The sequence below is a fragment of the Kaistella sp. genome, assembly GCF_032060305.1.
In the GTDB taxonomy this organism is placed as follows: Bacteria; Bacteroidota; Bacteroidia; order Flavobacteriales; family Weeksellaceae; genus Kaistella; species Kaistella yananensis.
The window spans coordinates 40,703-52,774 of sequence record NZ_DAMBHK010000006.1; the positions used below are offsets into that span (position 1 = coordinate 40,703).

The window sequence follows — 12,072 nt, forward strand, 5'->3', positions numbered from 1 at the left end:
TTTCTGTTTCCATTCTTCGTAGAAACCAAGTTCGGTACCCGGTGGAACAAAAAACTGCATTTCCATCTGTTCGAATTCACGCATTCTGAAAATAAACTGCCTTGCAACGATTTCATTTCTGAAGGCTTTACCGATCTGGGCAATCCCGAAAGGCAATTTGTGGCGGGAAGTTTTTTGCACATTCAGGAAATTCACAAAAATCCCCTGTGCAGTTTCAGGTCTCAGGTATAAATCGGTTGCTGAATCTGCGGAAGCACCCAGTTTGGTTCCGAACATCAGATTGAACTGACGAACGTCGGTCCAGTTTTTCGAACCGGTTTCAGGATCAGCGATTTCAAGCTCCTCGATCAATTCTTTTACATCGGCAAGATCATTATTATCAAGAGATTTTGCCATTCTGGAAAGAATGGTTTTCTGCTTTTCTCGGTATTCTAAAACACGTGCATTCGTGGTTTCAAACTCATTTTTATCGAAAGCGTCACCGAATCTTTTGGCTGCTTTGTCGATTTCTTTCTGAGCTTTTTCTTCGAGTTTCGCACAGTAGTCTTCCAGCAAAACATCGGCTCTGAAACGTTTTTTCGAGTCTTTATTGTCGATCAAAGGATCATTGAAGGCGTCAACGTGCCCGGAAGCTTTCCAAATCGTAGGATGCATGAAAATTGCAGAATCAATTCCCACAATATTTTCATTCATCTGCACCATTGCTTTCCACCAATATTGCTTGATGTTGTTTTTCAGTTCCGCACCGTTCTGTCCGTAATCGTAAATCGCTGAAAGTCCGTCGTAGATCTCACTCGAAGGAAAAATAAAACCATATTCTTTCGCATGTGAAATCAGTTTTTTGAAAACATCTTCCTGTTTAGCCATCGTTTTTAAGTATTTGTGCAAAAATAGGGAAATTTATTCTAATTTTAAGGAGCCGGGAACCTGCTCTCCGCTATATCTTTTACTGCGCTTCGCTCCGCAAAAGGATGCCGCTGCGATCAGAACTAGGTTCGTGCAGTTTTCTTTAAAAAGTTTAGTTATAAATCCTTAAATTTGCTAAACTTTTCTCCCATGTACAAAAGCATTATCCGCCCTATTCTTTTTAAATTCGATCCTGAAGAAGTACATTATTTCACTTTTAATCTTCTTAAAAATTTCGGATTTCTCACCAAATTGTTTTTTCCGAAACCTATTGAAGACAAAAGATTGGAACGTGAAGTTTTCGGCCTCAAATTTAAAAATCCGGTTGGGTTGGCTGCAGGTTTTGATAAAGATGCGAAAATGTTCAGCGAACTGTCAGATCTTGGATTTGGTTTTATTGAAATCGGAACTTTAACCCCAAAACCGCAAGATGGAAATCCTAAAAAAAGATTGTTCCGCCTAAAAGAAGATTCTGCCATCATCAACCGCATGGGTTTCAATAATGGCGGATTAGACGCGGCGGTAGAAAGATTAAAGAAGAATAAAAACGTACTGATTGGCGGAAATATCGGTAAAAATAAGGTGACGCCGAACGAAGAAGCGGTGAACGATTATATCATCTGTTTCGAAAAACTTTTCCCGTACGTTGATTATTTCGTGGTAAATGTGAGTTCGCCTAATACACCAAATCTCCGTGCTTTACAGGAAAAAGAACCTTTAACGAAACTTTTAAGTCAACTTCAGGAACTCAATTCCAAAAAAGAAAAACAAAAACCGATTCTACTGAAAATCGCTCCTGATCTTACAGACGAACAACTTTTGGATATCATCGACATTGTAAAAGACACGAAAATCGCAGGCGTTATTGCCACAAACACTACGCTTTCAAGAGAACATCTGATTTCAGAAAATCAAAAAGAAACGGGAGGACTTTCAGGAAAACCTTTAGCAAAACGTTCCACGGAAATCATCCGTTTTCTTTCCGAAAAAAGCGGAAAGGCTTTTCCCATAATCGGTGTTGGCGGAATTCATTCTGCGGAAGATGCACTCGAAAAACTGGCAGCGGGCGCAAGTTTAATCCAGCTCTACACCGGATTTATCTATGAAGGACCTGAACTGATTCGGGATATCAACAAAAAACTCCTGCAAAAAGGTGTTTGAAAGCGGTTAAAACGCTCACCGATTATAAGAAAAAATTCGCAACGGTATAAATAATTAATCCCACCAAACCACCGACTAAAGTGCCGTTCACGCGGATAAACTGCAAGTCTTTCCCCACTTCCAGTTCCAGTTTTCTGCTGAGGTCACGGCCTTGCCAGTTTCCAACCGTTGAACTGATGAGATTGGCCGCCTGGTGCGTGTTTTTCAGAATGTATTTATATGCGGTGACGCGTACCCAGTGATTGATTTTATTCTGGAAATTTTCATCATCTTTTAAATTCTGAGAAAGTTCCGTCAGGTTTTTTTTGATATAATTTTTAAGGGCTGAATTTTCTTCTTCCAGTTCTTTTGACAGTGATTTTTTAATGGAATTCCAGATGTCTTTTGAATATTGTTGTAGTTTTTCTTCGTTCAGGAAATCATCTTTAATCCCGCGAAATTCTTCGGCCCATTTTTCTTCGGTTTGTATTTCATGCGAAAAAGCGTACAGTTTCTGGGTAATTTCACTTCGTAAAGAGTGGTTTTGATCGTTTTCTACTTCCTCAAAGAAAGACGAAAGTCCGTTAGTGATTTTTTCGGCAATGGTGTCGTCTACAAATTTAGGAATCAGGAAGAAACTTTCCTTTTTTACACGGTTTTTCACAATTTCCTGATTTTGCAGCACGTAATCTTTTATCTGTTTTGAAAGACCGGTAATCATCCTTTGATGATCGTTTTTATCGAGAACATACTCAATTCCGCTGCCTAAAATGTGATTAATTTTTATGTCGTTGGACATTTCCTTGGCCTTGTTTCCAATAAATTTTACCACCGCTGTATCGTCTAGTTTATGAAGGATATCCAAAACGATATTCGAAAGTTCCTTCACCAGATTTTCCTGGTTGCGCTCCTTCGAAAGCCATTCGCCGGCAAAGTGAGAAATTTTGAGCTTCTGAATATACGGCCGGATATTTTGGGGAGAAAGAAAGTTAGAAACCACGAAATTCCCAAGATTATCCCCAATACGTTCCTTGCTGTTTTCAATTAAATTCGTGTGCGGAATCTTAAGGCCTAAAGGATAATTAAAAAGTGCGGTAACGGCGAACCAGTCGGCCAAAGCCCCAACCATTGCTGCTTCGGAAAAAGCGCGGATGTAGCCGATCCAGTGAGCCGGATTTTTCTTTTCGAGAATCGTCATCACCACAAAAATTACCGCCATCAAAACAAAAAGTCCGGTGGCAAAGGTCTTGTATTTTCGGAGCTGTATTTTTTTTTCTTCGTCGTTCATTGTTTCAAATTTACTAATTTTGAAGTCTAAATTCGTTTTGAATACTAAATAATTTAAAAATGAGTTTTTAAAAAATGAAAATTATAATTTCGATGCTGATGCTCATTTTGCTGCAAATGTGTTCTCAGGTAAAACAACCTCAAAATAAAGAAGTAATGGAAAATTCTGCTACAAAAAACAATCCATATTATTCCCGTACCGACCGTACGAAACTGAATGTTCCCAGTTCTGAATGGAGAAAAATCCTTTCGCCGGATTTATACGCTATCGCCCGCGAAGCCGATACTGAAAGACCCTTCACCGGAAAATATAACGAATTTGATGAGTTGGGCGACTATTACTGCGCGGTTTGTGGTAACCATCTCTTTCGTTCAGATGCTAAATTTTCTTCTACTTGTGGGTGGCCAAGCTTTTTTGAAGCCGATAAAGAAGGTACCGCTTACAAACGAGACTCCTCTCATGGGATGGAAAGGATAGAAGTGGTTTGCAAACGCTGCGATTCGCATTTGGGCCATGTTTTTAATGACGGGCCGCCGCCAACCGGAACGAGATACTGTATGAACTCTTTAAGTTTAGAATTTGTAGTGGATTCAGAGAAAAAATAAAAAAAATTGCGGAATCATAAATTCCGCAATTTCTATTTTAATAATTAAATTTTTAAGTCAAAGGCGCGCCTACCTGCAGGTCGCAACGGTGGTGCGGCTCGCCATGTGGTGGATTCAGCGCTGGTTTAGGTCCTAATGATGAAGTTGAAGACACCGATGGTGCCGGTGCCGCTGAAGGTGCAATAGGATTGGTATTGAAATTATTACTTACCGGCGCCTGTTGAGGAATAACCTGTGGGGCGGGAGCCTGAACCGGAGCGGGGCTGTCGAGTGGTGCACCTACCTGAATATCGCATCGGTGATATGGTTCGCCATGAGCGGGATTCAACGCTGGTCTGTTGGGATCTGCTGTAGTAGTTGCTGTTGCTGTATTCTGGGGATTTTCGCCAGTAGCTGCAGCACTGGTTGCTGTTTCTGAACCATCTTTTGCTTGAGATTCCGTTGTTTTGGTATTTTTGCACGAAACCGTAAAAGCTGCGGCTGCAAAAAGTACGATTGATATTTTTTTCATAAGGATTAATTTAAGTTTTTAACTAAAACGAAACATCCAGACCAAGATACACATTTGCGGGCATAATTGGCGCATACACCATTCCGCCGTCGAAATAATTGCCGAAAGGATTCTTAGCATCAATAATCGGCTGATCCTGGGTGTAACCGGTTAGGTTTTCTCCACCCAAATATACACGAATATTTTTATTGAAGTTTCTCGAAACCTGTGCATTCAAAGTAGCGAACGAAGCGGAATATTCAGGAAGTCTGAATTCTGCAGGGTTTGCATTTAAATTCGGCAGTTTTTGTTTTCCTACGAGTTGTAACGTGGTGTCGAAATTCCAGAATCCTCCTTTTGAATTTTTTTCTGTAGAATAGGAAGCATTAAAAAATCCTCTGTTTTTCGCCATAAACGGTATCTCTCTTTTTCCGCCTAAATAATCTGCCTGAACATCATAATATTTGTAAGCCAAACGCAGTTCAAGATTTTTTGCCGGTACGAAATCAAGTTGTGTCTGGAAACTGTTGGCGTAAGAATTTCCGTCAAGATTATAGAATACAATTTTGTTCGGAGAAATATCCAGATCTGCCAAAACCTGATCCTGGAAATCGGTTCGGAAAAAATCAGCTACTAAGGTCGCTTTTCTGTTAAAAAGCTTGAATTCCTGCTGAAGACTTGCGCCGTAATTCCAGGCAATTTCCGGTTTGAGGTCATAAATATTTCCGCCGTTTCCTAAAATTTCGATCTGGCGGTTAGACGCGAAATACTGTTGGTTTTCCGCGAAAATATTGGCTGTTCTGAAACCTTTTCCTGCGGAAAGTCTCAAGATCGTTTTCGGAGTAAGGTCATATTTAAAGTTCAATCTCGGTGTAAACTGGGTTCCGGCCAGGTTGTGGAAATCGGTTCTGGCGCCTGCAACCAAGGTGTATTTAAGACCGGTCAGCGTATATTCGAAGAAGAGTCCGGGAACGGTTTCAGTTCTTTTAAAATTCTGCGTCAGATAATTTTCATCGAAATCATCATACAAAAAACTTGCTCCAGCTTTGTATTTATGATTGGTATTCCCGAAAATACTTTCGAAAATTAAGTTTGAATAAAAGGTTTTCTGGTTACCGAGATAATTTCTTTGGCCGAAAAAACTGTCCTGCTGATGATACGTAAACTGGTTCATCCAGCCGATACTTTGGTAAGGTTTACCCTTAAAGACATAGCCGGTTTTATTCCAGATATCGAATTTGGAAATATCGATTCCAACTCCATACAGACTTTGTTGACTTTGCGGAATGTTTTTATCGAAATCTTTTTGCCCACCGAACCTTTCATCTTTCACAAAACTAATTCCGAAATGTGTACCAATACCTGAGTGATCTAAATCATTGTAATTCAACAAATAAGAAGCGTTTATTTGGTTTCCTGTCGGTTGATCTAAAAATCCGTCGTCATTAGTATCCATTTTTGCTAAAGTCGCATTACCATGGAGCAATAAAGTTTGATTCCAATGGTCGGAAACAGCGCTGGTTGAAGTGATGTTGGTTTCAAACCTTCCGTTAATGTCACCAAAAAAATTGATGGCAGTTTCTGGTTTTTCATTAAATTTTAAAAGTTCGGTATTAATTTGGCCTGTAATACTTTCATAGCCGTTAGTAACGGTGCTTCCTCCTTTTGTTAGTTGAATTCCGCCAATCCATCGGCCGGGAATTAAATTCATTCCGTAAGGAGACGCCAAACCACGGATGGAAGGCAGAAGTTCTTTTGTTAAAGAGGTGTATTTCTGGTCTAAACCTAACATCTTCAGCTGCTTGGTTCCGGTAACCGCATTGCTGAATGCCACATCAACGGTTGCGTTGGTTTCGAAACTTTCAGACAAATTACAACAGGCCGCTTTCAGTAATTCTTTAGAACTGATGTTGAAGGTAAGGCCTGTTTCTTTTTTGTTGAGTGCAGTAGCTTCGCCCATTTTTATGAGTTTCACCTCTTCAATGCTTTTGTCAACATGATCTGCATGTTGGGTGAAATCTTTTTTTGGAGCTGGGCTTTCTTCCATGTGAACCAAATCACTCTTTACGCCCAAAGGCAATGTGCGGTCGTAAAGACAACAGTCGGGAAGGTTTTTATAAACGGAATCGCTCGCGGTATATTTTTCATTATCATGACCCACATCGGCAATCATTTTCAAAATTGCATCAGCTGAAGTTTTTGCGGGATTAAAATCCAGCGTTACGGTTTGGGTTTCAGGATTCCAATCTGCCGCATCGGCGCCGGCAGTTTTTGCAGCTTTTTCGATTCTTGTTTTACACGAAACACAATTTCCTCTCACGAAAAACTGATTGTCCGATTTTACTGGTTTTGTACTTTCTGCAGTCGTTACAGTTAAAAAAGAAGGCTCTCTTTCGTAATGACAGCAACCCGGAAGATTTTCGTAAACGCTGTCCGGCGCTTTGAATTTTTCGTTATCGTGACCGGCTTCGGCGATTTTTTTAAGTAATTCTTCGGGATTTACTTTCGCTGCATCATATTCTACAGTAAGTTGTTGGGATTCTGCGCTCCAGTTGGCAGATGTTGCACCTGTTTTTTTTGCGGTGGTTTCTATTCGGTCCTTACACATGCCGCATTCGCCCTTTACCTTAAAGGTGGCTTTGGTAATTGTTTGTGCAAAAAGGAAATTGGTGAATAAGAGTGAAAAAATCAGAAGACTTTTCAGTAAAATTTTCATTTTATTTGAATTTGTTAATTTAAAATAAGTGTTGCCAAAAGAACATTCTTCTGGCTGACAGTCAATAAATTAACAAAGTTTTGGCGGTTGCCAAATGTTTTGAATACTTGAGGAAAAAAAAGAAATTTCGTAATTGTAACTGATCTTTTTAATGAACAGTTTCTTCTGCGAGGTGTATGATTCGGGAGAAATATAGTTCAGCGCAATATTTACCGAGCACGAGTGGCAATTGGCACAGTCATTTTTGCAACCATCTTTCTCAGAACCTTTTTTCGGATTGCTTTCGTGGCAGGGTTTGGTTTTTTCTGTGTTGCAACATTCGTCTTTTTTAGATTTCTCCTCACAACAATTTTCAACCTTCTGCGCAAACATGGTTTGTTTGGGTAGAATAAAGATTCCCAACCCTAGAATAATTAAAAATATTTTTAATGATTTCGCCATGCGTCTGCAAAATTAATAAAATAAATCCGAAGGCAGCCAAATCAGTTAAAGTTTCATAAAAAACAGTTAAAAAAAATTGATTCAACCACTTGATATTTAATTATTTGTAGTTTTGCAGTCCTAAAATCAATTTAACATAATGTTTTATGAAGAAAGTTCTTTTAACACTGTTTTTGGTATTTATTGTCGCAACCTCTTTCTATAAAAGGGATGTAGCGACAGTTTCAGACACCAAAACTTCACTTAAAGCTCACGTCAAAATTTTATCAGCCGGAAAAAAGACCAATTCAATACAAATAACGGGCGAAGAAATTTTTTCCTCCCTCAGTTTTGAAGGAATAAATGCCTTAAATCCTGATGTTTTTTCAAAAGCTTATTTAGGATTCAATAATCTGAAAAAAGCCGGCAAACTTCCTGAAGATTCCCATTTGCTTACCGTCTGCGATTTTTCGCTTTCCTCTACCGAGAAAAGACTTTGGGTTATTGATCTTGAAGAGAAAAAAGTACTTTTTAATTCGCTGGTTGCTCACGGAAAAAATACGGGAGAAGAATTTGCAGCGAAGTTTTCCAATACCGAAAGTTCCTACCAGAGCAGCCTTGGATTTTATATTACGGAAAGTACATATAACGGCAGCAACGGCTATTCGCTGAAACTTCTGGGGCTTGATCCGGGGTATAATGACGCCGCTTTGCAACGAGCCATCGTGATGCACGGTGCCGATTATGTGAGTGAAAATTTCATTAAAAGCCAGAACAGAATTGGCAGAAGCTGGGGTTGTCCGGCGGTGCCAAGAGCGCTGGCAGAACCGATCATCAATACGATAAAAGGCCAGAACTGCCTCTTTATTTATTATCCCGATGAAAGGTATCTTTCAAAAACGGAATGGCTGAAAAATCCCGAAAACATTTAGTTTTTTCAATAGTTGATATGAAAATCCCGGTTCGATGTGAACCGGGATTTTCTTTTATTTTAATTCGATCGGGTTGTTGTTTTTCTTCAGCTCTTCAGCCATTCTTGTTTCCATCTGCCTGCGCTGGTTTGGGTCGGGAGTTCTCATTGAACCTCTGCTCTGGGGAGCAGTGATTCCGGATCCTCCTCTTGCCGAACCCATTGATGCCTGCATGAAAGATGCCGGATCTTTGCGGAAAAGCGTTTCCTGTTTTACAAAGTCTTTTCTTTTTACTTTAACAGGATTTCCCGATTGGCTAAAAGCCTGAATTGCTGCGATTTTTTTAGTCTCTTTCAGGTCGAAAGAATAGTCGCCTTTGGAATCCTCAACTTTTACGATAAGCCCTGGAAGTCCGGAAAATTTATACGGCCCATCCTGAAAAGGAATATCGGTGTTAAACCATGCGAACCATGATCTTCCGGCAAACTGAGTTTCAGCTTTCTGGGTTTTGTAATCTCCAATTTTTGCAGTTTCCGTTAGAATTTTCCATTCCATTGGCCGGTCTTCTTCATAAGCATACTGGTCTCTGGCAATTCGGGACGTAAAAGTTTTGGTGTTTGTTTTAAAATCTTTATCCACTGTAAAGTCGATGTTCGAACGGAGATTCTGCATTTGGCTCCGGTCGAAATTGAAACTTCCTGTTTGTCTCACTTTTGTAAATAGAGAATCGCGCTGAAGCCTTTTTTCTCCGTAGAATATCGATTTTTCGGGCGTAGCGTCAAGATAGGCGAGTTCAGTTTTGATATCGTTTCTGTTGGTAGAGTCGGGTTTCATTGTTACCTGATAGATGAAACGGTTCGCCTGCGCAAAACTCAATTGGGAACATAATCCCAGAATAATAAGACCGATTTTTTTCATTGATTAGCTGTTTGGTTTTTTGATCCGGATCGTTCCGGAAAGTTAAATTCTTTCTTCTATAAGTCGGATAGACAAATATACCGCCACAAATTTGATATTCATTATATTATTAGTAATTTTGCAATCTAAAATCAGTCTAAATAAAAACAATGATAAAAGTTAGCGATCATGCGAAAGAAAAAGCCATTCAGTTGATGACTGAAGACGGTTTTAAGCCTTTCGAAGATTTTATAAGAGTCGGCGTTAAAAGCGGTGGCTGTTCGGGTCTTGAATATGTTTTGAAGTTCGATAACGAAAAAACTGATGCAGATCAGGTTTTCGAGGATAACGGGATTAAAATTATCATCGATAAGAAATCGATCCTGTATCTTGCAGGCACAACGCTGGAATATTCGGGAGGTTTGAATGGGAAAGGTTTTATTTTTAATAATCCCAATGCAAACAGAACTTGCGGATGCGGTGAATCTTTTAGTTTATAAAAAATTATGTCAAAATATACAGAAGACGACTTAAGGGTCGATCTTGAAAACCAAAAATACGAATTCGGCTTCGAGACAGATATTGAGTATGAAGATTTTCCTACCGGTCTGAACGAAGAAGTGGTAAGAATGATTTCGGCAAAGAAAAATGAGCCGGAATGGATGACGGAATGGAGGCTGGAATCTTACAGAATCTGGCTGAAAATGGAGGAGCCAACCTGGGCCAATGTACAATATGAAAAACCAGATTTTCAGGCAATAAAATATTACGCTGCGCCCAAGAAAAAACCGGAATTGGCAAGTTTAGATGAAGTAGATCCGGAACTTTTAAAAACATTCGAAAAATTAGGAATCAACATCGAAGAGCAGAAAAGACTTTCCGGTGTGGCGGTAGATATCGTAATGGATTCGGTTTCTGTGAAAACAACTTTCCAGGAGACGCTTTTGGAAAAAGGAATTATTTTCTGCCCGATTTCGGAAGCCATCCAGAATTATCCTGATCTTGTAAAAAAATACATCGGTAAAGTTGTTCCGCGAGGCGATAACTTCTATGCCGCGTTAAATTCTGCCGTATTTTCCGACGGAAGTTTCTGTTACATCCCTAAAGGTGTGAAGTGTCCCATGGAACTTTCTACCTATTTCAGAATCAATCAGTCTGGAAGCGGGCAATTCGAAAGAACTTTGGTGATTGCTGATGAAGGAAGTTATGTTTCTTATCTCGAAGGCTGCACCGCACCGGCAAGAGACGAAAACCAACTCCATGCGGCAGTTGTAGAACTTATTGCGATGGATGATGCGGAAATTAAATATTCTACCGTCCAAAACTGGTTCCCAGGTGATGCAGAAGGAAAAGGCGGTGTTTTCAATTTTGTAACGAAAAGAGGAATTTGCGAAAGAAATGCAAAAATTTCGTGGACGCAGGTAGAAACCGGTTCTGCCGTTACGTGGAAATATCCGAGCTGTATTCTGAAAGGCGACAATTCTATTGGCGAGTTTTATTCCATTGCCGTGACGAATAATCATCAGTATGCCGATACCGGAACCAAGATGATTCACATCGGTAAAAACACGCGTTCCACCATTATTTCGAAAGGTATTTCCGCAGGAAAATCCAATAACTCTTACCGCGGTTTGGTGAAAGTAATGCCTTCCGCAAAGGGAGCAAGAAACTTCTCGCAATGTGATTCGCTTTTGATGGGTAACGAATGTGGCGCACATACTTTCCCATATATCGAAATCAAAGATCCCACGGCACAGTTAGAACACGAAGCTACCACTTCAAAAATCGGCGAAGACCAGATTTTCTACTGTAACCAGAGAGGAATAAATACCGAAAAAGCTATCGCATTGATTGTGAACGGTTTCGGTAAAGAAGTTTTAAACAAACTTCCAATGGAATTTGCAATCGAAGCTCAGAAATTGCTTGAAATTTCCCTGGAAGGATCAGTTGGATAAAAACAGTTTAAAGTAAGATTCAGAACCGATTGTTACATTTGAACAAAACACAAAACAGAACTACATTATGCTAAATATCAATAACTTACACGCAAAAATAGAAGACGGCGTAGAAATTTTAAAAGGAATTAATTTACAGATCAACCCGGGCGAAGTTCACGCCATTATGGGACCGAACGGTGCCGGAAAATCTACACTTTCATCGGTTATTTCCGGGAAAGAAGATTATGAAGTAACCGACGGGGAGATTCTGTTTGAAGGTCAAAACATTATCGAAGATGCACCAGAAGACCGGGCGCACAAAGGGATTTTCCTTTCATTTCAGTATCCTGTAGAAATTCCGGGAGTTTCTGTGACGAACTTCATTAAAGCTGCTCTTAATGAAACCAGAAAAGCGAAAGGTTTGGAAGATATGCCCGCAAAGGAAATGTTGGCACTGATTCGCGAGAACTCAGAAAAATTGGGAATCAAGAGAGATTTTCTCTCAAGATCTTTAAATGAAGGTTTTTCAGGAGGCGAAAAGAAAAGGAACGAAATTTTCCAGATGATGATGCTGAATCCGAAATTAGCTATTCTGGACGAGACCGATTCCGGTTTGGATATTGATGCACTAAGAATTGTTGCAGACGGCGTAAATTCATTCAGAAATGAAGGCAATGCAGTTTTGCTGATTACTCACTACCAAAGACTTTTAGATTATATTCAGCCCGATTTTGTACACGTTTTAGCTGATGGAAAAATCAT

At 39.8% G+C, this 12,072-nt stretch carries 12 protein-coding genes; 6 read left to right on the plus strand and 6 right to left on the minus strand.

The annotated features are described in order from the left end of the window. Window positions 1–867, minus strand: an 867-nt coding sequence (locus tag V5N63_RS01655) for a glycine--tRNA ligase (RefSeq protein ID WP_332032421.1), incomplete at its 3' end; no start/stop codon positions are given. 189 nt (window positions 868–1,056) lie between these two features. Here V5N63_RS01655 and V5N63_RS01660 point away from each other — a divergent pair. Beyond that, the gene (locus V5N63_RS01660) at window positions 1,057–2,067 is read left to right on the plus strand and encodes a quinone-dependent dihydroorotate dehydrogenase (RefSeq protein ID WP_332032424.1); all 1,011 of its coding nucleotides are present in this window, start codon (window positions 1,057–1,059) and stop codon (window positions 2,065–2,067) included. Between the two features lie 22 nt (window positions 2,068–2,089). Here the strand turns inward: V5N63_RS01660 and V5N63_RS01665 are convergent, their stop codons facing one another. Further along, window positions 2,090–3,334, minus strand: coding sequence for a DUF445 domain-containing protein (locus tag V5N63_RS01665; RefSeq protein WP_332032426.1), 1,245 nt, complete (start codon window positions 3,332–3,334; stop codon window positions 2,090–2,092). A gap of 74 nt (window positions 3,335–3,408) precedes the next feature. Between V5N63_RS01665 and msrB the strand changes: the two genes are divergently transcribed. Further along, window positions 3,409–3,939, plus strand: coding sequence for a peptide-methionine (R)-S-oxide reductase MsrB (gene msrB / locus V5N63_RS01670; RefSeq protein WP_332032428.1), 531 nt, complete (start codon window positions 3,409–3,411; stop codon window positions 3,937–3,939). Window positions 3,940–3,991: 52 nt separating this feature from the next. Here the strand turns inward: msrB and V5N63_RS01675 are convergent, their stop codons facing one another. The 3 genes from V5N63_RS01675 to V5N63_RS01685 all read right to left on the minus strand — a co-directional run bounded on the left by V5N63_RS01675 (window position 3,992) and on the right by V5N63_RS01685 (window position 7,586). Further along, window positions 3,992–4,450: a hypothetical protein gene (locus tag V5N63_RS01675; protein WP_332032430.1), complete on the minus strand. Its 459-nt coding sequence runs from the start codon at window positions 4,448–4,450 to the stop codon at window positions 3,992–3,994. Window positions 4,451–4,472: 22 nt separating this feature from the next. Further along, entirely contained in the window at window positions 4,473–7,145 is a 2,673-nt protein-coding gene (locus V5N63_RS01680; protein ID WP_332032432.1) for a TonB-dependent receptor domain-containing protein, read from the minus strand. 69 nt (window positions 7,146–7,214) lie between these two features. Beyond that, the gene (locus V5N63_RS01685) at window positions 7,215–7,586 is read right to left on the minus strand and encodes a hypothetical protein (protein ID WP_332032434.1); all 372 of its coding nucleotides are present in this window, start codon (window positions 7,584–7,586) and stop codon (window positions 7,215–7,217) included. 146 nt (window positions 7,587–7,732) lie between these two features. Between V5N63_RS01685 and V5N63_RS01690 the strand changes: the two genes are divergently transcribed. Then, on the plus strand, window positions 7,733–8,497 hold the full coding sequence (locus V5N63_RS01690) for a murein L,D-transpeptidase catalytic domain family protein (RefSeq protein ID WP_332032436.1): 765 nt from the start codon (window positions 7,733–7,735) through the stop codon (window positions 8,495–8,497). A 54-nt stretch (window positions 8,498–8,551) separates the two neighbouring features. Here V5N63_RS01690 and V5N63_RS01695 read toward each other — a convergent pair whose 3' ends face one another. Further along, the gene (locus tag V5N63_RS01695) at window positions 8,552–9,394 is read right to left on the minus strand and encodes a GLPGLI family protein (protein ID WP_332032438.1); all 843 of its coding nucleotides are present in this window, start codon (window positions 9,392–9,394) and stop codon (window positions 8,552–8,554) included. Window positions 9,395–9,543: 149 nt separating this feature from the next. On the opposite strand from V5N63_RS01695, the gene V5N63_RS01700 reads away from it, so the two are divergent. The 3 genes from V5N63_RS01700 to sufC form a co-directional block, all read left to right on the plus strand. Next, a complete protein-coding gene (locus V5N63_RS01700; protein WP_332025700.1) occupies window positions 9,544–9,873 on the plus strand; it encodes a HesB/IscA family protein in 330 nt (109 codons plus the stop codon). A 6-nt stretch (window positions 9,874–9,879) separates the two neighbouring features. Next, window positions 9,880–11,328: a Fe-S cluster assembly protein SufB gene (sufB, locus tag V5N63_RS01705; protein WP_332032440.1), complete on the plus strand. Its 1,449-nt coding sequence runs from the start codon at window positions 9,880–9,882 to the stop codon at window positions 11,326–11,328. A gap of 67 nt (window positions 11,329–11,395) precedes the next feature. Beyond that, the coding region (sufC, locus tag V5N63_RS01710; RefSeq protein ID WP_332032442.1) for a Fe-S cluster assembly ATPase SufC at window positions 11,396–12,072 on the plus strand (677 nt) is incomplete at its 3' end.

Coding starts and splice junctions, on each gene's coding strand:
- V5N63_RS01660 (WP_332032424.1), top strand. CDS start 1,057: ATGTACAAAAGCATTATCCGCCCTATTCTTTTTAAATTCGATCCTGAA.
- V5N63_RS01665 (WP_332032426.1), bottom strand. CDS start 3,334: ATGAACGACGAAGAAAAAAAAATACAGCTCCGAAAATACAAGACCTTT.
- msrB (WP_332032428.1), top strand. CDS start 3,409: ATGAAAATTATAATTTCGATGCTGATGCTCATTTTGCTGCAAATGTGT.
- V5N63_RS01675 (WP_332032430.1), bottom strand. CDS start 4,450: ATGAAAAAAATATCAATCGTACTTTTTGCAGCCGCAGCTTTTACGGTT.
- V5N63_RS01680 (WP_332032432.1), bottom strand. CDS start 7,145: ATGAAAATTTTACTGAAAAGTCTTCTGATTTTTTCACTCTTATTCACC.
- V5N63_RS01685 (WP_332032434.1), bottom strand. CDS start 7,586: ATGGCGAAATCATTAAAAATATTTTTAATTATTCTAGGGTTGGGAATC.
- V5N63_RS01690 (WP_332032436.1), top strand. CDS start 7,733: ATGAAGAAAGTTCTTTTAACACTGTTTTTGGTATTTATTGTCGCAACC.
- V5N63_RS01695 (WP_332032438.1), bottom strand. CDS start 9,394: ATGAAAAAAATCGGTCTTATTATTCTGGGATTATGTTCCCAATTGAGT.
- V5N63_RS01700 (WP_332025700.1), top strand. CDS start 9,544: ATGATAAAAGTTAGCGATCATGCGAAAGAAAAAGCCATTCAGTTGATG.
- sufB (WP_332032440.1), top strand. CDS start 9,880: ATGTCAAAATATACAGAAGACGACTTAAGGGTCGATCTTGAAAACCAA.